Annotated in this window: 19 protein-coding genes, 1 tRNA gene and 2 pseudogenes; 15 read left to right on the top strand and 7 right to left on the bottom strand. The window is 50.5% G+C overall.

Translation table 11 applies throughout. The features are described 5' to 3' along the window. Nucleotides 1-188 precede the first annotated feature (188 nt). Together ACMHXH_RS19655 and ACMHXH_RS19660 are read left to right on the top strand one after the other, a co-directional pair. On the top strand, nt 189-1,019 hold the full coding sequence (locus ACMHXH_RS19655) for a TonB-dependent receptor domain-containing protein (RefSeq protein WP_413738506.1): 831 nt from the start codon (nt 189-191) through the stop codon (nt 1,017-1,019). Nucleotides 1,020-1,246: 227 nt separating this feature from the next. Further along, a complete protein-coding gene (locus ACMHXH_RS19660; protein WP_039036131.1) occupies nt 1,247-2,332 on the top strand; it encodes an AI-2E family transporter in 1,086 nt (361 codons plus the stop codon). A gap of 119 nt (nt 2,333-2,451) precedes the next feature. Here the strand turns inward: ACMHXH_RS19660 and ACMHXH_RS19665 are convergent, their stop codons facing one another. Further along, nucleotides 2,452-3,759 (bottom strand): amino acid permease, encoded by a 1,308-nt coding sequence (locus ACMHXH_RS19665; protein WP_226684593.1) that lies wholly within the window; start codon nt 3,757-3,759, stop codon nt 2,452-2,454. Between the two features lie 13 nt (nt 3,760-3,772). On the opposite strand from ACMHXH_RS19665, the gene ACMHXH_RS19670 reads away from it, so the two are divergent. From ACMHXH_RS19670 to ACMHXH_RS19690, 5 genes and pseudogenes are all read left to right on the top strand, one after another. Next, the gene (locus ACMHXH_RS19670) at nt 3,773-4,108 is read left to right on the top strand and encodes a hypothetical protein (RefSeq protein WP_335912812.1); all 336 of its coding nucleotides are present in this window, start codon (nt 3,773-3,775) and stop codon (nt 4,106-4,108) included. Continuing rightward, complete coding sequence (locus ACMHXH_RS19675; RefSeq protein ID WP_335912814.1) at nt 4,105-5,379, top strand: serine dehydratase subunit alpha family protein; 1,275 nt, start codon at nt 4,105-4,107, stop codon at nt 5,377-5,379. Before ACMHXH_RS19670 ends, ACMHXH_RS19675 begins: the two co-directional genes overlap by 4 nt. A 44-nt stretch (nt 5,380-5,423) precedes the next feature. Beyond that, on the top strand, nt 5,424-6,077 hold the full coding sequence (locus ACMHXH_RS19680) for a transcriptional regulator (RefSeq protein WP_039036134.1): 654 nt from the start codon (nt 5,424-5,426) through the stop codon (nt 6,075-6,077). A gap of 48 nt (nt 6,078-6,125) precedes the next feature. Beyond that, nucleotides 6,126-6,518 (top strand): annotated as a pseudogene (locus tag ACMHXH_RS19685) (IS3 family transposase); the annotation flags it as partial. A 1,141-nt stretch (nt 6,519-7,659) separates the two neighbouring features. After that, a pseudogene (locus ACMHXH_RS19690) lies at nt 7,660-7,799 on the top strand (IS5/IS1182 family transposase); the annotation flags it as partial. 152 nt (nt 7,800-7,951) lie between these two features. On the opposite strand, the gene ACMHXH_RS19695 reads toward ACMHXH_RS19690, so the two are convergent. The 3 genes from ACMHXH_RS19695 to ACMHXH_RS19705 form a co-directional block, all read right to left on the bottom strand. After that, nucleotides 7,952-8,028, bottom strand: a tRNA-Pro gene (locus ACMHXH_RS19695). A 159-nt stretch (nt 8,029-8,187) separates the two neighbouring features. Beyond that, nucleotides 8,188-9,969: a DUF3413 domain-containing protein gene (locus ACMHXH_RS19700; protein ID WP_335912815.1), complete on the bottom strand. Its 1,782-nt coding sequence runs from the start codon at nt 9,967-9,969 to the stop codon at nt 8,188-8,190. Between the two features lie 102 nt (nt 9,970-10,071). Beyond that, nucleotides 10,072-10,284: a YejL family protein gene (locus ACMHXH_RS19705; RefSeq protein WP_039034006.1), complete on the bottom strand. Its 213-nt coding sequence runs from the start codon at nt 10,282-10,284 to the stop codon at nt 10,072-10,074. A gap of 79 nt (nt 10,285-10,363) precedes the next feature. On the opposite strand from ACMHXH_RS19705, the gene yejK reads away from it, so the two are divergent. Next, nucleotides 10,364-11,392: a nucleoid-associated protein YejK gene (gene yejK, locus ACMHXH_RS19710; RefSeq protein WP_039034005.1), complete on the top strand. Its 1,029-nt coding sequence runs from the start codon at nt 10,364-10,366 to the stop codon at nt 11,390-11,392. 286 nt (nt 11,393-11,678) lie between these two features. Next, nucleotides 11,679-13,847: a diguanylate cyclase gene (locus ACMHXH_RS19715; RefSeq protein ID WP_335912816.1), complete on the top strand. Its 2,169-nt coding sequence runs from the start codon at nt 11,679-11,681 to the stop codon at nt 13,845-13,847. Here the strand turns inward: ACMHXH_RS19715 and ACMHXH_RS19720 are convergent. Further along, a complete protein-coding gene (locus ACMHXH_RS19720) occupies nt 13,813-15,273 on the bottom strand; it encodes an alpha/beta hydrolase (protein ID WP_039034003.1) in 1,461 nt (486 codons plus the stop codon). The genes ACMHXH_RS19715 and ACMHXH_RS19720 overlap by 35 nt on opposite strands. A gap of 90 nt (nt 15,274-15,363) precedes the next feature. On the opposite strand from ACMHXH_RS19720, the gene ACMHXH_RS19725 reads away from it, so the two are divergent. Further along, complete coding sequence (locus ACMHXH_RS19725; RefSeq protein ID WP_335912818.1) at nt 15,364-15,840, top strand: DUF6942 family protein; 477 nt, start codon at nt 15,364-15,366, stop codon at nt 15,838-15,840. A 45-nt stretch (nt 15,841-15,885) separates the two neighbouring features. On the opposite strand, the gene nadE is transcribed toward ACMHXH_RS19725, so the two are convergent. Continuing rightward, entirely contained in the window at nt 15,886-16,716 is an 831-nt protein-coding gene (nadE, locus tag ACMHXH_RS19730; protein WP_039034002.1) for an ammonia-dependent NAD(+) synthetase, read from the bottom strand. A 124-nt stretch (nt 16,717-16,840) separates the two neighbouring features. Here nadE and ACMHXH_RS19735 point away from each other — a divergent pair, with 124 nt between their 5' ends. The 5 genes from ACMHXH_RS19735 to ACMHXH_RS19755 all read left to right on the top strand — a co-directional run bounded on the left by ACMHXH_RS19735 (nt 16,841) and on the right by ACMHXH_RS19755 (nt 21,244). Beyond that, nucleotides 16,841-17,665 carry an AraC family transcriptional regulator gene (locus ACMHXH_RS19735; protein ID WP_335912820.1) on the top strand — a complete coding sequence of 275 codons (825 nt, stop codon included), beginning with the start codon at nt 16,841-16,843 and terminating at the stop codon, nt 17,663-17,665. Nucleotides 17,666-17,754: 89 nt separating this feature from the next. Next, entirely contained in the window at nt 17,755-18,507 is a 753-nt protein-coding gene (locus ACMHXH_RS19740; protein WP_335912822.1) for a LysE family translocator, read from the top strand. 151 nt (nt 18,508-18,658) lie between these two features. Then, entirely contained in the window at nt 18,659-18,994 is a 336-nt protein-coding gene (locus ACMHXH_RS19745; RefSeq protein ID WP_071476195.1) for a hypothetical protein, read from the top strand. A gap of 235 nt (nt 18,995-19,229) precedes the next feature. Next, nucleotides 19,230-19,904, top strand: a complete 675-nt coding sequence (locus ACMHXH_RS19750; RefSeq protein WP_025011466.1) for a response regulator — start codon at nt 19,230-19,232, stop codon at nt 19,902-19,904. After that, nucleotides 19,895-21,244 (top strand): sensor histidine kinase, encoded by a 1,350-nt coding sequence (locus tag ACMHXH_RS19755; RefSeq protein ID WP_071476196.1) that lies wholly within the window; start codon nt 19,895-19,897, stop codon nt 21,242-21,244. The genes ACMHXH_RS19750 and ACMHXH_RS19755 overlap by 10 nt, the downstream gene beginning before the upstream one ends. Before the next feature lie 3 nt (nt 21,245-21,247). Here the strand turns inward: ACMHXH_RS19755 and ACMHXH_RS19760 are convergent, their stop codons facing one another. Next, nucleotides 21,248-21,946 (bottom strand): 2OG-Fe(II) oxygenase, encoded by a 699-nt coding sequence (locus ACMHXH_RS19760; RefSeq protein WP_039034019.1) that lies wholly within the window; start codon nt 21,944-21,946, stop codon nt 21,248-21,250. Between the last annotated feature and the right edge of the window lie 62 nt (nt 21,947-22,008).

A 22,008-nucleotide genomic window follows, 5' to 3' on the forward strand; every position in this document is an offset into this window, starting at 1 on the left:
TACGTTTTCTAGTCATAATCTGTCCCTGTATTGTTGGGTACTATCAAAACAGATCGACCACTTAAAGTCATGTCCGAAAATTGGGGGCCACTTCTTTATTTAACCCTTCCAGCCAAACATTCAGAGGAATAAATGACTATTGCGCGGCCAGTTATCGCAATAGAATTAACCCCACATATTTAAGTAATGTGCTGGCTAACTGTGCAGCCCAAGGGATCCCAACTACCTTTGAACCTTCCCAAGAATGGTATGGTTCAACCCGACCAGGCTTTATCGTTGGTAACCCTGAGTTAAAAAACGAAGTCGCGAATGATTTCACTCTGGGCTTTATATATACGCCATCTTATCTGGAAAACTTCAGCTTGACCGTGGACTACTGGAAGTTTGATATGGAGAATGTGATCAATAATTTCAGCGGTGCCGCAGTCGTTAAGTATTGTTACCAATCCAGTTCAACCAATAATCAATTCTGTCCTTTACTCAGGCGAGATCCCACCACTCATGAAATCGTCAATTATTTCGAGAAACCCTTTAACTCGGCATCCAGTATCACTTCTGGCGTTGATTTTGAGGTCAACTATCGTCTTGAAACCGGTTTTGGTGACTGGGGCTTCCGCCTATTCAGTACTTATCTGGAAGAGCGTTCATTCAACCCGACCGGATTCGCCGATGATGAAGTTAAATCGGCAGGTGAGCAGGCCCGTCCACGCTGGCGTCACCGACTGACCACAGATTACACCTACAATGACTTTTCTGCCGTGCTGACCGCCAATCATCGCAGTAGCACAGTGTTGGATAACGAATGGTCACCCAATCAAAACAACTATAACGACATCCCGTCTTATACCACTTTTGATTTGACCAGCCGTTACAACATCACAGATGCCTTGCAGGTTCGCGCCGGGATACTCAACATGTTTGATCGCACCCCACCTCGCCAGCCAGGCGTGTATAACCAAGGTGCTTACTACGACATGCTGGGTCAACGATTCACCGTGGGGGTAAACTACAAGTTCTAATTCTATTGCTACTGAAAAAGCCACCTGTATCACAACAGGTGGCTTTCAGGAGTGGCATACCACTGACGCTTGACTATTTAAGCGAGTATATGGCCCAAGCAGTTCTTCTCTTGCACTGCCGCTCCGTGGTTTAATAACTGCCGCCATCTCGAATCCAGGCCCAAGCATGTGGCCCCGCCACACAGATGGCAAACTCAACATACTTTTTGAATTAACAAGGAATTCCCGTGTCCGTACGTTTTCGGGTCGAACCCCGCCATTGGTTAATCCTCGCCGCTTTGGCCATTGCGGCTTATGCCTGTTATCTATTGGTCGCTCCCTATCTGGGCGCGATTCTACTGGGATTTATCGTTTCCTTACTGTTTTTACCCGTGCACAAGCGCATCGAAGCGAAACTCCCCAATCACCCCAATCTAAGCGCGCTGCTTTCCTGTGTTTTGCTGACGGTAATCATACTTATCCCGCTGCTGTTTATGCTGATTTCCGTGATTGAGCAAGGGGTCAGCTCTGCCACTCAGGCTTATCAATGGCTGACTCATGGTGGCGCCAAAGAGTTGCTGGAGCATCCCTGGGTACAATCGTCGCTGGCGCTAACCAATAAATGGTTGCCGTTCGATAGCATAGATCCGCAGGAAATATTGCAAAAAGCTACCGCAGCGCTTACGGAGCTCAGCACTCGCCTGGTCGGCCTGAGTACAGCATTGCTCGGCAATATCACTGGTTTCTTTGTCAACTTCTCCCTGATGCTGTTCGTACTGTTTTTCTTCCTCAGGGATAACGAACAAATAATTACCAGCCTCAGACACGTTATCCCCCTGTCCCGCAGCCAGGAGGATAAAATTCTCGATGAGGTGGAAAAAGTGGCTAAGTCGGCAGTACTCGGCTCCTTCCTCACCGCCCTGGCCCAAGGTTTTGCCGGAGGTATCGCCATGGCCATAGTCGGCCTGCCCGGATTATTCCTCGGCTGCATGATGGCGTTCGCCTCTTTTATCCCTGTGGTGGGTACCGCACTTATCTGGGTGCCAGCCGCGCTTTATCTGGCCTTGACCGGCGATTGGGGCTGGGGCCTGTTCCTCTGTGCCTGGGGGATATTGGTGGTTGGTTCTATCGATAACTTCCTAAGGCCGATTCTGATGCAAGGCTCTGCCGGCATGAGTACCTTACTGATCTTCTTCTCTTTGCTGGGAGGACTGCAGCTCTTCGGGCTTATCGGCCTGATCTACGGTCCTATCATCTTTGCCGTTACCCTAGTGCTGTTTCATCTCTATGAAGAAGAGTTTCACGACTTTCTGCAGCAGCAGGACAAGGCCTGAGCTCTTCACATAAGTTTTGGCCTAACCCCTCGGCGTCAATTTGCTATCGCGCCATTGACAACGCCCCGCATTGCGGGGCGTTCTTCACTCGATTCTTTAACATCCAAACTTCAAGTCAATCAACTGAATGCCAGGAAGGGCGAGATACACAGTAGGATCCCTGTAGCGATAATCACGTACAGGCCAACGCCCTTGTATTTGTGCAGCGCCGGCACCCGATAAACCAGATAGGCCGGTATCAAACAGCCAACCAAGCCGAATATTGGGCTACAGATAGAGGTGAAGCTCAGCACTGGGGCGTTCAACACAATGGCACTCCAGGATAGCAATATGGTAAATACCATGATGCCGTAGCCCACCAGCTTGGTGTTGATCTTCTCCTTGGGCATAACGCGCTGCAATAGGTTCATGGTGATCCCCTGACACGCTTCCCGAAAACCCAAATAGACCCCGAAATAGGCCGTCATCACCGCAAAGATATTCAGTGTCAGGCTCAAGAGCTTCAGCGTTTGGCCGGGCATCCCCTGCGCCACTATCGCCAGGGCGGAAATATTTTCCTGCTCGGCTTTCACCGCCTGCTCATGCCCCAGCGCCAGCGTAAAGGACACAGCATAAAAGAACACAGTAACAAACAGGATCCCGAAAGCAATATTCATCGCCCGCATCGCTTTGAAGCGCGCCACCTCGATGGATTTCTCCCTGGCACGGTATGAGATCACCATGGGACTGAGGCTTTGAATAAACAGGATCGAAGTCAAGGTAAATGGCAGCATTACTACCGCATCGCGGATCCAATCTGTGCTAGTGGGCACAGCGCCGATATTATTGATATCCCACTTGTCGACCATCATCAGCCCAAGCAGTGCGACCACCCCAAGCTTGGTGAGCACCATAAGGGTCGAAATCTTGAACAGCAGGCTTTCGCCGCGGGAAGCCAGTGCAACCAGAAGACAAATAAGCCCCAGACCATAGAAGGGGTTTTCAGACAACAGACTCTTGGTGGCTCCAAAGCTTTGCAGGAAAGATGCACTGTCATTGGTGATCGCCGTCGAGTAGACAAACACCCAGATCACCAACATGACAAAATAGAGGGCACCGAGAAATATGCCCCAGTTTTTCCCCAGATAATCACCAATCACGCTGGGGTAATCCCGACACTCACGGGACTCGGCCAAGGTATTGATAAACAGTCTTTGAAACATATACATGGCCGGATAACCGACAAGGGCAGACAAGAGAAACACCCACAGTCCCATTAAACCCACCTGCACAGGTAAAAAGACGATACCTGCACCTATGGCCATGCCGATCGACATGATGATCCAACCCCAATCAGTACTGTCAAACCGGGTCGCCTCCTTCCATGCCTGCGTATCATTCCGAGTAATGACCGCGCCCCACTCTGGTGCCAAAGTGTCAGTTTTCATATAACGACCCTAAATGTTATTGGATACTGCTTGTTATTTTTTGCAAAAAAAGTTGCACCTCTTTAACTGGGCAGCCATTCTTTTTTGCAATTTTGTTGATATCAAAGGATTAAATGAAAAACGCCATCAATTACAAGATGTGGGTCACACTAGCAACAATTGCCGTCTCATTAACGGCAAAATAAATTTGCACAACAGCCTTGGTATGCAAATAATTGCATCGTTAAGCCGAAACGCATTCAAAAATAGTTGCAAGTTATCTCAAGGAGTTATGGGCCATATTGGTACAGTGATCGCAATCCAAGCCCTTGCCTATCCCCAACTCAGACTCGCCGGAACCCAGTCATGAAACCACAGTGGCAACAATATATAGCTATCCTCAATCAAGTTGTGCGCCCTGCGCTGGGCTGCACCGAGCCCATTGCCGCAGCCTATGCCGCCGCTGTCGCCACTGAAACGCTGGGTACCAAGCCTTTGAGCCTGGAAGTTCAGGTTTCGGATAACCTCTACAAAAACGCCATGGGCGTATTTGTCCCCGGCACCGGCAAGATAGGCCTGGCCATTGCCGCAGCTGCTGGAGCCCTTGGGGGCGATGCCAATGCCGGTCTTGAAGTGCTGGCAAATATCAACCCGGCGCAAGTAGCCGAAGCCCAGGCGCTTATTGATGCCGGCATGGTCAAGATATCCCGTATTCAAGCAGACGAGTTTATTTATTGCGCGGTAACCGCTGCCAACGACAAACACCAGGTTAAAATCGTTATCAGTGGCAGCCATACCCGAATTACCGAGAAATGGTTCGAAGGCCAGTTGCTGTATCAGGCCGAAGCCTCAGCCCAAGGCAGTACTGCTTCGGTATGCAACGGCGTCGATATCAGCATTGCCGCAATCTATGAGTTTGCCACCGGGGTAGATGTTAACCGAATAAGATTTATTCTGGCGGCGTCCGATCTTAACTCCCGCTTGTCCGACGAAGGCATGAATTCGGCCTATGGTCTGGAAGTGGGCCGAACGCTGAAGAAAAATATCGATATCGGCTTGCTGAGTGACGACCTGCTCAACTCGATAGTCATGTACACGGCGGCGGCCTCGGATGCGCGCATGGGGGGCGCTACCCTACCGGCCATGAGCAATTTTGGCAGTGGCAATCAGGGCATAGCCGCCACTGTACCGGTAGTGGTCACCGCCAAGAAGTTCAGCTGCAGTGAAGAGCAGCTGGCCCGGGCACTTATCATGAGCCACCTCGGCGCCATTTACATTAAGTGCCACTACCCGCCACTGTCGGCTTTTTGCGGCAATACGGTGACCAGTGCCGCAGCGGCCATGGCCATGGTGTATCTTGCCGGGGGCAGTTTTGAACAAAGCTGTTACGCCATTCAGAATGTCATCAGCGACAGCACTGGCATGGTCTGTGACGGCGCCAAAGCTTCCTGTGCCATGAAGGTCAGTACCTCGTCCAGCGCGGCTGTACGGGCATTTTTGATGGCGCTCAACCAACATGCCGTATCGACGCAAGGCATAGTCGCCGCCGATGTCGAACAAACAATCAAGAATCTGGGGCAGATGATCTGTGATGGCATGGTGTCGACCGACAATACCATTATCAGTATCATGTCTGCCTAAGCTCCAGTGCCCGGCAATAACCGGGCTTTCACACAAGGATAGCGGTGAAACTTCACAAGTTAACTCCCAAAGACATGGAGATACTCAACGCCATCAAAAATGTGGTCGACGGTATCGCCACCATGTATGGGCAACACACAGAAGTGGTTTTACACAGCCTGGACCGAGACCACCCTTCAATCATCAAAATAGCCAACGGCCATATTACCGGCCGCAGTGTCGGTGCACCTATTACCAATCTGGCATTGGAAAAACTCAAGCGCGGCCAGGATATCTCCGAGACTTATCTGAGCCAAAGCGGTAATGGCAAAACTCTGAAATCCATCACCACGGTTATCCGCAACGAAAAACAGATGGCCATAGGCCTTTTATGTATCAACACAGATATGGATGCGCCTTTGATGTCTGTGTTGCGCTCCATGCTGCCGCAACAATCCCCGCTCACAGAACACTGCGGTACGTCAGAAGTATTCGCCGTCAATATTGAGGAAACGCTGCACAGCACCATAGACAAGGTCAACCAGGAAGTACGCCATTGTCAACAGATCCCGTCATCGAAAAAAAACCGTGAAATCGTGACCCGTCTGTTCGATGCCGGCATTTTTGAACTCAAGGATAGCGCCCAGGTGGCCGCCAAGCGGCTGGATATTTCGGTGCACACCATTTACCGCTACCTGAGGGAGTTAAAAGCCCCTTAGACTACGTCTAGGGAAGCAGAACTTTACTGCTAATGCGGCCAACCTGAAATGGGGTGGTCGATGGCAAGCAGAGTGACATCAGCACATGCTTGTGACGCATTGAAGATGGCGTTATTCCGCTGAGGTTTCCCTACTGACGTGATTGTCCATAGCGACCACCGAGGAAGCCAATACTGCGCAAACGATAACCGTGCTTTGCTTCAGAAACATCAGTTAGTACAAAGCATGAGCCGTAAAGGGAATTGCCGGGATAACGCTTGCGTGGAAAACTTCTTCCACGCATTAAAAGTTGACGCGTTGCAAGACGAGCCGCTCATGGCACGTGAGCAAATGAGACAAGCGGTATTTGAGTATATTGAGGTTGATTACAATCGGACCAGACGGCATAGTGCTCTTGGGTATTTGAGCCCAGAAAAATTTGAATTAAAAAATAGTGCTTAGCTAAGTGTCCATTATTACCGGATCAGATCAATCCTGGAATACCCGGTGGCGCGAAAGTAACAATGTGAATTATGGTAATTCCCAAATGGTCTTGGTGGTCATTACCACCTGAACAAAAACTGTACATACAAAATAATTCCATATTAATACACCTAGGTAACTTACAATGAAATTAAATAAAGCTTTCATTTTACCAATACTCTCTATTTTAGTGGCTTGTAGTCCTAACTACAATGAAGNAATTAATGCAGAGGCATTAATTATCAAAATCAACCAATATAATATAAAAGAAATCTCTTACCTTTCTGAAGAAACAATTGTTTTAAATGGAGTTGTCATTAATCCTATTACCAAAACTTTTGGGAAAAGTCCGGACGGTGGTTTTATGATGACATATACCCAAAAAGCTGCCGAGAATAAAATTGAAAAATGGAGCCAAGTATTATCCATGACTCAGCCAAATGTAACGTTATCACAAGAGAATCTAAATGAGATACTTGTAGACATGGCTGAAATTGGCGTTACTGATGTGTTTAACGACACCAAATATAATACAGTCCGCATTCAATGGGGGAACTCTGTGATGTTAGGAATAAACGGTTTGGTTTTTGGTGAGAGTATGAATATAGAAGCATTCCAAGAACACGCACAATTTGATATTTTCAAAAAAGTATCAGATGGAGTCTACTTCTTTCAGTTATTATAAGAATGATACGAATAGATTTCTGTAGCGGCATAGTGAATTTGGTTACCTAAGGAAGGTGCGAACAAGTCCCATGTGTGCTCTGCGTCGGCTTACGGGCCTGGATGCAAGGCGTGCTTCGCCGCAAATAGGTGGCAGACATAAAAAACACAAGACCGACGTTCAGCGCTGAGTTTAAACAAGAGGCTGCAACCGCAATGGGAGTCAGCAATTCAGTCATGCGAAAGTGAGTAAAACAACTCCAACAGAAACAGCAAGGCGGCTCCCCAAATGGGCGTTGTTGCCTAAATCAGCGGAATCTTTTTGGCACTTCATGATCAGATCTTGCATCACAGGTTTAAGGTCATGGGCAAGTTAAAGGGCGTTGTTGCCTAAATAAGCGGAACCTTTTTCGCTTTCCATGATCTGATCTTGCATAACAGGTCTTCGGTCAGTTTCATGGGTAAGTCAGAACGCAATATCACCAACTGGAAGCAATACAATCAGGCATTAGTCAACCGTGGTTCGGTTACCTTCTGGCTAGACGATGCTGCGATTAACACTTGGCATTGCCGCAGCATCACGGCGGTCGTGGTCAATACAGAAGGCTGTTACGAAGTAAATTCACAAATCCATAGGCTTTAAATCTAATGCTATAGATCTGCTATAAAAAGGCAAAAGCCCGCATTAGCTGTGCTAAATAACGGGCTTTTGGCTTAGCTAAATTACATTAGTAATCAAGCATTTAATTTGGTCGGTATGAGAGGATTCGAACCTCCGACCCCTGACACCCCATGACAGTGCGCTACCAGGCTGCGCTACATACCGATATTTGTCTTGAGCGGCTGGCGCAGTATGCCGTCTCAACGAGGCAGAACTTTATCAACAGTCGCGAAGCTGTGCAAGCTCCATCTGAGAATTTTTAGTTTAACTGCCTAGTTTGTGGCCTGTTTTTTTCTCTATCGTACAGTCTTTAATCCGCAGCGCTTAATGGTTGTACAAACGCCGCCCTTCACGCATCACTTCGATGAGCTCCGGAGCACTCATCTTCTTGTCCAGGCGGTTCTGATAAGCCTTGTCATAGATACGATATTGGCCGTGACGGTCAATCACAGTAATCTCCGATTGCTGATAGATAGCAAACACCCGAGCGTCACCGACATAGACCCATGTGAGGCTGTCGGGCTGCAGCAGGTGGCGGCCGGCACTGTAATCAGTGGCCGGATTGCTACAACCCAGTACTTGGCTCATCAAGGTCGGCACCAAGCCATAGTGGCTGGTGCGGTACTTGGCCTGGGCGTGGCCACCGACGGGCCAATGGATCACCAAAGGCACGCTGACATTGGCCGGTGACAAATCCCGTCTGGCCTCATCGGCGTTACTGGTGAACACCTTGCCATTGACGCCGGTAATGATCACCAGGGTGTTTTCCGGCATAGCAGACAAGAGTTGCTCCAGCTGTTTGTCAATAAAGTTCAGCGATTGCCGATATTGATTGAACAGCACCTTCTGCGCCGGTTTGAGAGCGCTGTCGGGTTTAACCGTCTGCACCCCGAGGAAACCTACCGGCGTGTCATAATCTTCCGGCGATTTGAGATTAAGCAGCGCAAACCAGGGCGCTTGTTGCTGGGCCCGCCACTGCTGGAAACTATCGATATTCTGGATATCAGCCATGGCACTGCCGCCATCGTCTTCGGCAATATGAGCGTCAAAATCGCGGAATATCGCCTGGGGACGTGCCTCGGCATAATTACTTCTGCTGATAAACAGACCAAGATTGTAGCCCTGCTGCTTGAGGCTCTGACTCAGCAAGGGACTGGTGTAATTGAGTTCCACCGCATCCGTATAGCTGCCCTGCAGCCCATAAAGCAGGGAAAACATGCCACTGCGGTAGGTATTGCCACCGCTGAGGTGATTCATAAACGCATGGTTTTGTTTGCCGTAGCGGCTGAAAAACGGCATGGTCTGCTCGTCGGCCATATCAGCCCTAAGGCTGTCGATGGCAACAAGCAGCACATTGGGATGTTCTTCGGCGCTGCAGGTCAGTGGCGTTCTTGGGTATTTAAAGCTGGTTTCGGTATCCACCTTCAAGCTGCTGGAGCCATCGATACCGTGATTTTCCATGAAGGTGCGCGCCGTCGCCGGATAAGATAGCGGGTAGGCATCATCGAAACGGGTAATTTCGGTGACATCGGCGGCATCGGCCCAAATATGAATGAGATGGCTACTGACAAAGCAAACCCCGATAAAGGCCACCACCTTGTTGCCATAGTTGCGCTTTTGAATTTTCTCAATCCGCTTCCAGATAAAGTTGGCGGCGGTCAACTCCAGAGCCAAGATCCCAAGGGGAGTGACGATATAAGACGTGCCATGCAGTAAACTATTGAGGTCGGCCCAGGCCAAATCGACAGCGAAGGGACTCAAATGCATGCCATAGTCGTCATAGACTATGGTGTCATACAGCATGATACACAGACCGAGGGTGGCCACCACAGCCGCGTATCCCCGAAGGATACGCGAGTAAGGCAACAGCAGAGTAACGGGAAACAGCAACACCAGATAGACAATAAACGCCAGGAAGCTTAAATGGCCTATGGTACTGACGCCAAGGTAGCCCCAACCAATCCAGGTTTCAGGGTAGCCGACACTTTCCAGATATCGACTGCCGACTATCATGGCCAAAAAGCCATTGAAGAAGGCAAACCAGTGCCCCCAATTGATAAGGCGTGAAACCCTGTCCTTGCCCAACTGCTTTGTTCGCTCGACCATATGGATCCGCTTTTGTAAGTTGCCTGTGTATCTTACATTGTTTGCTATTATGTGCTTTTTGACTTACAACGCCACTATTTAGCGCATTTCAGTTGTTACAAGTCAACGCAAGGATTGTGTCAATGCCTTGGCAAATTGCTCCGCCACCTGCTGACGGGCTTCCTTGGGCACCTTGGTCGACAACAGATGCGAAGCCGCATTTCCCAATGCCATCAGGCCAAGATCGGTCGGAGCCTGGTGTTTTTCCAGCACGGCCAATAATTCGGCGATCAGGGATTCAACTTGCACATTGGTATATTTTGATTGGATAGCCATAAATAAAAAATGATTCACTCAGATAAGGATTAGCGGCATATAATAGCGGATTTACAACAGAGTATCACTATCGGGGCTTATGAGTATTCACGTCGAACAAGCGATTATTCACGCAATCACCCAAAATGGCGAAGGCCAGCTCAGCTGCCGTCTGCGCCCTCAACCACTGCTGAACAGCCAGGCCGTTGAGACCATGCTTGATGAGCTGCATCAGAGCTATTCCAGTAAAGCGGGAAAAGGCTTTGGCTATTTTGGCGTCCCCGGGGATGATGGCGAGGCCAACCCCGCCTTCAAGGAAGCACTCAAGTCTTATCGCGATGGGCAGCAAGGCTTTGTAGAGTTCTCAGCCACTGCTGGCAAACTGCTGCAGGAAGAACTCTCCAAGTATGACTTCAGCCAGGGTGGCTTTTTGTTACTGGCCTGCTACACCTTTATGGCCAGCGACTACCTGTTTGTAGCACTGCTGAACGCCAAGTCATCAATGACTGTGCTGGATGATATGGAGTTATCACAAAACGACCATCTGGATCTGAATAATATCCAGTTGGCGGCGCGAATCGATCTCACCGAGTGGCAAGCCGACAGTGAGTCGCGCAAATATATCTCCTTTATCCGCGGCAGAGCCGGACGCAAGGTGGCTGACTTCTTCCTCGACTTTATGGGCTGCGTCGAAGGGGTTAATCCCAAGCAGCAGAGCAAGACCCTGATGCAGGCGGTGGAAGACTTTGTCGGTGGCGGTGAACTAACCAAAGAAGAGCGTCAAACCTGCCGCGACCGGGTGTTTGAATACTGTACTTCCCAGGTCGACAGCGGCAGTGAAGTCATGCTTAAGGACTTGGCCGATGAACTGGCTGAATCCGGCATGGATTCCTTCTATGACTTTGCCGTTGGCGGTGATTACGGTTTGGAAGAAGAGTTTCCGGCTGATAAATCCACCTTGAGGCAGTTGAAGAAATTCTCCGGCACCGGCGGCGGCCTGACCCTGAGCTTTGACAGCTCACATCTGGGTGAGCGGGTCATTTACGATCCTGTATCGGATACCATTTTGATCAAAGGCGTGCCCGCCAATCTGAAAGATCAACTGGACCGACGGCTCAAGGGCGAATAAGGCTGTCAAACACATCAAGGCGCTTTCATTGATATCAAAGGCGCCTTGATGCTTTTTCCGGCCGCTATCTTCAACTATTCATCTTTATCGGCTTGCCCTTTTTAGCCACCCGACCATCCCTTTTTATGCAAAACCACCACCACAACTAAGCTTGGCGAGTACCGATTCGAAACAGGTATTGGGTAGCGCTGAAGACAAATATTCAAAAAATATTGTTAAATAAACCATTTAGCTCTAGCATTTGTCATTAACCATTTGTTAACTCCAGACAGGAGTTGGAACTGATTTGACCCACTTACCCTGGTATCGACAACCGCTGTTGCTCAGTCTGATGGCTGGCCTGATAGGCTTTGCCTGTAACAGCTTCCCCATCCCCTTGTTTGCCAATGTGCAGCTGGTATTGGGTAATACCTTCTATGTACTAATCGCCATTTTACTGGGGCCTTGGTATGCCTTGCTCGCCGCCACCATCAGTGTAACTTCCTTGATGTTGCAATGGGACAGTCCGCACGTTTATCTACTCTTCTGTCTCGAGGCATTGGCCCTGGGATTTGCCAGAAAAAAACGCTGGCCGGTATTTTACGCCGGTGTCTGCTTCTGGCTGTTGCTGGGCATGCCACTTATTTATGGTTATCTACACCTTTTCAGCGATTTACCTTCTGAATACATTCCCTTCGTCGTCATCAAGCAGTCGGTCAATGCCATGGTCTATATCACCCTGGGCTGCTTGATTGTGTTGGTAACCCCTGCGCTCAAACGCCTGACCGGCCGTCAGCTACCAGCCAAGCGCAGCGGCTTTGGCGAGCAGCTCTTTTACAGTTTTTTGCTGCTGCTAAACTTGAGCCTGATACTCTCTACCCTGGTATTTAATTATTACTGGGTCAACAAGCAGCAACAGATCCTGGGTAAACACTTACATGAAACCGCCAAAAATATCGGCCTGGTGGTAGAGCATTATCTCGAGCGGCATCAGTCGGTCATTGCTACCGCCGCCGAACTTATTAAACATAGTTCTCCCAGCCCGGATGAGTTGCAGCGGATGCTGTCACGGCTGCACAAACTCAACCCCGGCTTTTTAACCATGCTGATTGCCAACTCTGAAGGCAGCATAGTGCAAGCAAGCCCTGTCAGTGGGCTAAAGGAGCTTAAGGGGGGCGATAAGAAGATCAATGACAGAGACTATTTTCAGCAGGCATTTTTCAATGAGCGGCTGTTCACTTCCGCCGTATTTCTCGGCCGGGGCTTTGGCTCAGATGCCATAGTCGCCATCAGCAGCCCACTGTACCTGGCCACAGGCCCACAAGTTATCGGTATAGTAGAAGGTTCGCTAAATCTCAATCGTTTCAGCGAATTGGATAATGACTTTCTGGAACAGACCAATCAGTCGATGTTCATTGTCGATGAAAATATGCGTCTTATTTACGCCTCCAAGGCGTTGGCCTTACCCAAACTCGAGCAACTCAACTACCGCCAGAGTGGTAAACATTATCGCTCTTTATTGCCCATGCTTAACCTAAAAGCATTGGATAACGACAGTCCGGAATATGTTTACAGCCAGTATCGCCTGCAAAACAACTGGCAAATTTTTATACTCGATCCCTACGCCCCACTGCTGCACGAAGTGGAGCGCCAGTTTATTTTCACCTTCGCATTGTTGTTGCTGTTCCTATTACTGTCGCTATTGGTTGCCAGAGTGGTTGGGCAACGGCTGACCAAACCGCTGGAATTGATTTCAGAGCAACTCAACAAGGGCAAGCGCCTTACTGAGGATAAGTTACTCAATGACCAAAACGTGCCCGTGGAAGTAACTCACCTCTACACTGAACTCAAGGAGAACCAACGCCAACTGATGGCCCACCAGCTGGATCTGGAAGAAAAAGTCATTATTCGAACTCTGGAGCTGGAGCAAGCCAACCGCAAACTCAAACAGTTGGCTCAAACCGATCCGCTCACAGGGCTTGCCAACAGGCGCCACGCCGAAGCGAGTTTCGCCACTTTACAGGGTCTATGCCAACGCAATAACGAAGCCATGGCCGTGGTGTTGATGGATCTGGACTTCTTCAAGCGGATCAATGATGAATTTGGTCATTTGGGCGGTGATGAAACCTTGAAACGAGTCGCCGATTTGCTTAAGACAAAGTTCAAGCGCGACTCGGATCTTATCAGCCGCTACGGCGGTGAAGAACTATTGCTACTGCTACCCATGTGCAACCCTTTCAAGATAGAGCCGTATCTGAATGAAATACGTCAGGCCATTACCGATCTTGAAATCATCAACCCCGAAGATCAACGCCGGATCAGCGTCACTGCGAGTATCGGTGCCCTGATTGCCAATGCCTCCTACAGTCCGTCTCTGGAGGTTTGGTTAAAAAAAGCCGATGCTAACCTATACCAAGCCAAAAGCGAGGGACGTAACCGGGTCATCTGTACTTTGTCGGCTCAGGATCTTGATTGAAAAAGGTTTCAATCCGCTGCATCTGATAATCAAAGAAAGGGTTCCAGCGCTGGCGCAGCATATCGGCGGCGGGAATGCTGATGACACCGCGCTCGCCACGGGATGCGGCGGCGCCAATTTGAATGCGGTCCATGCTTGTGGCCATTTGATTACCATATAGACTGTCATTGGCAGAAAACGGCAAGGCTACATGAGACAAGGAATAAACTGACACGGGCCATTTAAAGTTGAGTTTTTCCACTCCGGAATGAGTACCAAACTCCCGAGCCTGCACCAGATGACTGAAGCCCACCTGATTCTCAATCAATGTTCCCCGGAAAGTCAGATTGGTTCGCGCCAGTATGCCGCTGATCTCCGCCAGAGGATCCACAGGTGTCATACTGAGGTTCACCTGATTACGATTGATATCATAGATCACCAGTTCATTGGCTCCCTTGGGCAGTTGCAGGAACAGGTTCTCCAGCACAGCTCTCGTCGATACCGAATCATCCACCAGCGACTGGAACGCCAAAATCGGCGGCAACTGGCGTTTTTTTTCTTCAGGTAAAGCCAGTAAACGCTGGCTATTGTGCTGCGCCAGACGATAAACCACATCACCGGCATTTACGGCGAAAGAGCTGTATTTAAAGGGATCGTATTCGGGTGAAATAGTATTCCAGCTGAGTTTCTCCAGCCCCAAAATATAACCCAGCTGCGACTGCCACTGCGCGCCGACCGCCATAGGAGCCAAACCTATGGCCGGCGACAGCATGACCACCTTTTCATAGTCAGTAGGCCTGCCTTTATGAAGGTTTTCCAACTCATGGTTGAGCGCCAGACTGGCGCCGGTGGAATAACCTATCACATAGAGAGGTTTGCCATTGAGCACCTGGCTCATATGGCGACTGGCCAACTTAACGGCCGCGGCCAGATCCTGCCATTCCAAGCGCACCAGGCCGGATGGCAGAGTGCCGTGTCCCGGTAACCTCAGCGCCAACACATGAGCGCGCCCCTTGAACTGCTGGGCAAACTGATGCATGGCGTAGGGTGAATCTGACATACCATGAAACAGCAAGAGCCCGAACTGCGCATCGGCATTGGCCCATTCGAAACTTTGATTCCAGGGAAAAACCCAGCGCTTGGGATCTGCTATGCTGCCGCTGTGATAGCGATTTATCGGTGAGTTTATGCCACCGGAAAGTTTACCAAGCTCCTGATCAAGCTCGGCAAACAGTTGCTGCTCCAACTTGAGATAATCGTTAAAGTCTTCGACGCCCTTGTGACGATCAAACTCATGGCTCAGAAAGTGAGTATGCCAGGGACTCAAATCAACACGATCATTGAGTAACCAGATCCCGGTCACAGTCAGCGCCAGCCCTATACCGAAACAAGCATAAAAAAGCGCAATAGTAAGCTGTTTCCCCGAGCTGATAAGCAGAGTTTTCATTGACCTTTACCTCGAACTGCCCCAAAGTGGCGGCGCTGAAACGGCATTTCACTGAGATCTATTGGCATAAAAGTCTAACAGAGAGCAAACGTGCACGCACACTCAACGCCTTCATTTCCTTCGCGTATTGGTAACGACCTGGCCAAAGCGCGGGTTTACTTACCCAACTCGCCAACACTGCCGCTTGACTGGCACTGGCAGCAGAACGATGCCGCCGCGGCCTTGATAGCCGCCAACTCCAACCACTGGCGCAAAATCCTGGTGATCTGCGCCAAGATATTTGCCCCGGATGACGACTGGCGTAGTTTTCTGCAGCAGGGGCTCTTTTGCCAGGTCGCACTGGAGATAGGCGCGACAGAGTTGGTAACCGATAGCGGCATAGCACTTATCGCCGGCAATCAAGCCGCCAGCCAACTCAATATCGCCGGCGATGCCGGGCAGAGTCTTAACGGTGCGCCCGGAATACAAAGGCTGGATCAGTGGCGCTGGAAAGTCCCCTATCTGGATTACCGCCAGTTTCCCAACGCCAGTATTCTGCTGCTGCGTCAGGCGCTACGCCAGCCATAAAAAACGCCGCGATCAACGCGGCGTTTTACGATTCAAGTTGAGCAGTTAATCGTAAATGGTCGGGATAGGCCTGCGCTTATGCTGCGTCGCCTTGTAGATGGCTATAATCCTGCTTTCCACCTCGGCGGAAACCGGCTTCCCCTCAAGGAAGTCGTCTATCTGATCGTAACTCAACCCCAGGGCAGCCTCGTCTTCAAGACCCGGGTTGTCACACTCAAGATCCGCCGTTGGCGCTTTGTATACCAAGGTTTCCGAGGCGCCGAGGAAGGCGGCCAATTGCCGTACCTGACGCTTATTCAGGCCAAAAAGCGGCGCCAAATCGCAGGCTCCATCGCCCCACTTGGTATAGAAACCGGTAACATTTTCGGCGCTGTGATCTGTTCCAACCACCAGGCCACCCAGCAGCCCCGCCACTTCGTATTGGGCCGCCATCCGCATTCTGGCCTTGACATTACCCTTCACAAAATCAACCTTTTTGGCATCCGGTAGCGCCAGCTCGGCGCGGTCAAAGCCACTGAGTACATGCTGATGAATGCCGCTCACCCCCTCATGAATATTCACAGTCACCAGTTTGCTGGGGCGGATAAATGCCAGCGCCTGCTGCGCCTCATGTTCATCACGCTGCTCAAGATAAGGTAGACGCATGGCCACAAAACGGTATTCAGCCTCGGCTTTGCCTTGATTGAGCGAATCTACCGCCAACTGACATAAGCGCCCGGCCAGAGAAGAATCGACCCCGCCACTGATCCCCAGTACCAGCGTCTGGCTGCGAGCCTCCTGCAGTTTGGCCTTAAGAAATGCTACCCGTCTTTCCACCTCATATTCAGGTTCAATAGCACTCAGTACTTTCATTTCTCTTAAGATCTGTCCTTTCACTGTGGGCTCCAATCTGTTATCGGTGTTTATAGGTCTGACTTTGATACCGGCCGTGCAATAATTTACTAGGCGGCCTGGATAACCGACCGCTAAGATAACATAAATTCTTACCCAGGATAGCAAGATGCACGAGGAGAAAATCCATTACTGGCGCGCCCCATCCCATCCCGAACTGGAGATCAGTCGGGCCAGTTTTCAACATTTTCACTTCGAGCCCCATGTTCATCTGGACTTTCATATCGGCGTAGTCAGTCACGGCGGCCAGGACTTTCATTATCGTGGCCAAACCTGGCACCTGAGACCCCATTGGTTGTCGACCCTTGATCCCGACAGCAGCCATGATGGCCAGAGCAGCGAACAGCAGGGCTATTGTGCTCTGGTAATGTCCCTGCCCCATGACTGGCTGCAGCAACTGGCGCGGGATCTCGGCCTGGGATATTTCAGTTTTGCCGCGCCTTTGTTGTATCATCCGGCGCTGTATCGGGAATTTTGCCAGCTGCACCATTTGCTGACCCAACCCATAGCCGCCAATGATCTCCTGGTTCCCGAAGCCGCAGTTATCACCTTTTTAGAAAAGCTGCTGCGCCAGCACGGTCGCCAGCTCAATACCGAGAGACAGCCTCACGCCTTGAGTCAGAGTCAACTCGATAGGTTAAGAGAAGCCTTTCATGCCGATCCCGCTGCGCCATTTCGGTTGCCGCAGCTTGCCAAGGAGCTGGATCTCAGCCAATACCAACTGCTTAGGCAGTTTCGCCAGAGAACCGGCATGACGCCACATGCCTATCTAAAGCGGATCCGCCTGGAATATGCCAAGAAAGCTCTGCTCAGGGGAGATAGTGTGATTTCGGTGGCGCAGCAAGTCGGCTTCTTCGATCAGAGCCATCTGAACAAGGCCTTCAAACGTGCCTTCCTGCTTTCTCCGCAGGCATTTCAGCGGCGCATGCTGTGAACGCCATACGCCTCTCTGATGGCTGAGCATTTTCCCCCTATACCCAAATACTTTCAGCCTCGGCTGGCACTATCAGGATAACCTTGACTATGACAGATCTGCATCTTTTGCTGACCCTGGGCACCATTCACCTACTGGCATTGGCGAGCCCGGGACCCGACTTTGCATTGATCCTGAAAATCGCCAGCCGAGAGCCGCGCAATACCGCACTGGCGGCCGCCGTTGGCATCTCTCTGGCGATATTGATGCACACTGTCCTGAGCCTCACAGGTGTCAGCCTGGCCATTCAAAGCTCGCATACCCTGTTTGTGCTGGTGCAACTCTTTGGCGCCCTTTATCTGGGTTGGATGGGACTGGGAGCTTTTGGTGCCCAGGCCTGGCTTAAACGCGCCTTGGCGGCAAGGTCACTCGCTGAAGCGCAAACCAATGAATTACCAACCGGCCGGGAAGCAATCAATGATGCACAAGTCATGCAGTCCGAGGAGTTAAACAACAGGGTAGACAATAACCTTGGCAAAAGCACCCGCAATAACACTATGTCGGCTACTGCCGGGCTGCTGCTTGGGTTATCGACCAACCTGTTCAACCCCAAGGCGTTGGTGTTCTTTCTAACGCTGTTTTCCACCCTTATCACCCCAGAAGTCAGCAATCAGACCAAGCTGTTGGCCGCTATATTACTGCCGCTGCTCTCGGTTATCTGGTTTGCCATGCTGGCCATGCTGCTGTCTCACGCCCGGGTGCAGCAACGCCTGCTACGCTTTGGTCACTATATAGATTACCTTTGCGGCGCTATCTTCCTGACTGTCTCGGTTGCCATACTGCTGCGGCTATTAACGGCTTAACCCCATAAAATTAAACAATAAGCTGCATATGAAACCCTAAGCCAGACGGGCTATAACCTTTAACTACAGGGATAAACTGTGAAGCAGCAAATAGAATACACCTTAAATTCAGACTAGAATAACCTCAATTCAATTGATTCAAGGTATCTCTATGTGGTGGCGTGTTGTTTTACTCTGTCTTGCTTATTGGCTACTGGGCGCTCATTTCCTCAGATACTCGCACACAATCGCCGCCGCAATCTGCCTGCTGGCACCGGCATTGCTGTTTGTGAAAAGCGCTGTTGGTATTCGCGTTCTGCAAATCGGTCTCTTGATCGGCGCCGTGCTGGTATGGGCCAAGAGTGGCTTTGAATATGTCGCCATGCGCCAGGCCATGGATGCCCCTTGGCTCAGGCTGGCATTTATTATGGGCGGGGTCACCCTGTTTACTCTGCTGAGCGCCTGGAGCGGTAATAAACTGGCCAGAAATCGTAACCGGGGCTCCTAGTCGTCACACCCGCCAACATTTCCATCTTGGGCCAATGACTCGACAATCCACATCAGAGGTCAGCGTAGGTTAAGTAATAGGGCTATACACTCGAGCCAGTGTATAGCCCTATTTTTTAGCGAGTTAGGTCTTAGGTTTAAATCTTGTATGACTGATACCTTTGCTTTAGCCTCGGCTTGAGCTGCTCCTGGGAACTGCGTACACTGTTCTGATTTCAGTTAAAGGCGTAAAGAATATGAGAATTTTGGTTGTTGAAGACGATCCCTTACTCTCCCACCACCTCAAGGTACAACTGGGAGAATTGGGGAATCAGGTTCAGGTGGCGGGAACCGCCAAAGAGGGATTTTTCCAGGCAACCAACTACCCTATTGACGTCGCCATTGTGGACTTGGGCTTGCCGGATCAAGACGGCATTGCACTTATCCAACGCCTGCGGGATGAAGATGTCAAAGCCCCTATTCTGATCCTGACCGCCCGGGTCAACTGGCAAGACAAAGTTGAAGGACTCAACGCCGGTGCCGACGACTACTTGGTCAAACCCTTTCAAAAAGAGGAACTGGTGGCCCGCCTCGATGCCTTGGTCCGCCGCAGTGCCGGCTTCGTCAAGCCGGTGATCAACAGCGGCGACCTGTCGTTGGATCTCGCCGCCAAGCAGGTCACCATGAATGGTGAGCCGATGGAGATCACCGCCTTCGAATATCAAATTCTCGAATATCTGATGCGCCACAACCATGAAGTGGTCGCCAAGCAACGTTTACTGGACGTTATTTATGGCGACAAAGAAGGCGATCCCAACACCATTGAGGTGATGGTGAGCCGACTGCGCAAGAAGTTGACCCGTGACGGCATCGAAAATCCAATAGTGACCATCAGAGGCCAGGGGTACAAATTCAACCTACCATGCAATTGAGAATAAAACCCAAGAAACGCCTGCTGACGCGGATGTTTCTCACTTCGTTGTCTATCATAGCCGTGGTCGGTTTTGGCTTGGCCTGGATGGTCAACATATTGCATGCGCAAAACAGCTACAACGAAGAGACGGCGCAGCTAATCGCCGAAATCCCTCAAGTGGCTGCCGAGCTCAGGGAGCATGACCTGATCCCGGACACCAGCTCCTGGCTTGAGGAGAACAACAAACAGGAGCGCTATGTTATCGCCTCCTGTGACGAGAAGTTCAAACAGGTATGGACCTCTTCGCTGGCAGTGGACAGAGGTCTGTTTGATACCTGTGAACGTTTCAATGAAATCCGCAACGAAGCGCCCCCCTACTACCTGAACATGGCCGACAATCGTGCCTATTTTGCCTATCTGCTGTCGGTCGATATCGCCGGTATTCACTACAACCTGTTGGTGCTCAAGGATGCGGCCAAGCTGGAACAGGAATACAGCCAATTTGCCAAACGCACCTATATTCGTCTGGCGCTGGTGTTGGCACTGGCACTGGTACTGCTGATCAGCGCCGCTTATTGGGGCATGCGGCCACTGGTACAGATGCGAAATGAGTTGAGATCCATCATCAACGGCAAGTCCAAGTCACTCTCCGGCGGTTATCCGGTGGAGCTGGAAGGCGTCACCCAGGCGCTCAACCAACTGCTGCAGCAATCCAGTGCTCAGCAACAGCGCTATCAAAATGCCATGAATGACTTGGCCCACAGTCTCAAAACCCGTCTCGCCGCTGTACATGCCATCACGGATGATGCCAGCCTGGATAAACAGGCCAGCAGCGAAAAAATCATGGAACAGGTGAGCCAGATGGATCAGCTGGTGAAATATCAACTCAAGCGAGCCATGCTGGGACGCAAGGGCCTCAAGCAGGAACAGACTCCGATTGCCCCTCTGGTGGATCAATTGGCACAGATGTTGTTCAAGGTATACCGAGACAAACAGGTGAAGTTCAGCGCCAAAATAGAGGACGAACTGCAGTTTCCCGGTAATCAAGGCGACTTAATGGAACTGTTCGGCAACCTGATGGAAAATGCGTTCCGCCTATGTATTTCAACCGTTCACGTCAGTGCCGGTTATCAAGGCAACATACTACAGATACAGGTGGAAGATGACGGCCCTGGTGTTGATGAGAGCCTTAAACAGAAGATCATCCAGCGCGGTGTGCGCGCCGATACCCAGTCACCGGGACAGGGAATTGGCCTTGCAGTGTGTAATGAAATCGTCAGCAGTTACGGCGGCACCCTCAGCATTGAGGATTCAGCACTGGAAGGCGCCTGCTTCCGTATTCAGATTCCCATGCAATAAGCCTCAGCGCCGAGTTGGTCCATAAAGCTGCTCGGCGCGATTAAACATGATCCAGGAAGTGGCAATATACTTGTCACCACTCTTTGGACGGTTGCCCCTGTGACTATGGGTAAATCCCGCCGGCGCTATCACCATGGTGCCCTTCTTCGGCGCAATTTTGCGCTGCTGATAGAAGAATTCCGTCTCCCCGCCTTCGGCCACATCATTGAGATAGAACATATAAAGCACCACTCTGTGCAAGGCATCGTTGTGACCGGCCTGGGGAAACTGCTCAGAATGCCAGTGGGGATAACCGCCGACATCGCGCTGATACCTTTGCAAATTGATGGTACCACTACGATAAAGGTATTGTACCAGCGCCTCAGCTCTGGGGGCTCCCAGGCGAGCATAGTTATCCGGTGTCAGGGTTACTGCATTGCCGGACTCATCAGCCACCTGCACGGCCACGGCTCCCATCAGCGCCATGGCATACTTATCAAAGTATCGTCCGGCATGCTTTAGGGTATGACCGAGCAGCTCATTACGCAGTGGCTGCAACTCTGGGTACTGATCCAATGTCAGATCGCGGCTGATTTTCTTTTCCTTGTCGACACCATGGCCTGTGCGGCCCTCGGTAACACCGGGATGAGCTTCAAAGGCGGCAATCAGACGATCGCATAACTCATCAGGGATAGCGTTGGGATATACTTCGATAAAGTCCATAAAAATCTCGATTTGCTTATATTTTTTATCCAAACATGCTTACATGTGAGCTAACTAATTGT

It is taken from the genome of Shewanella sp. BJSY2023SW001 (assembly GCF_047314685.1).
GTDB lineage: Bacteria > Pseudomonadota > Gammaproteobacteria > Enterobacterales > Shewanellaceae > Shewanella > Shewanella indica.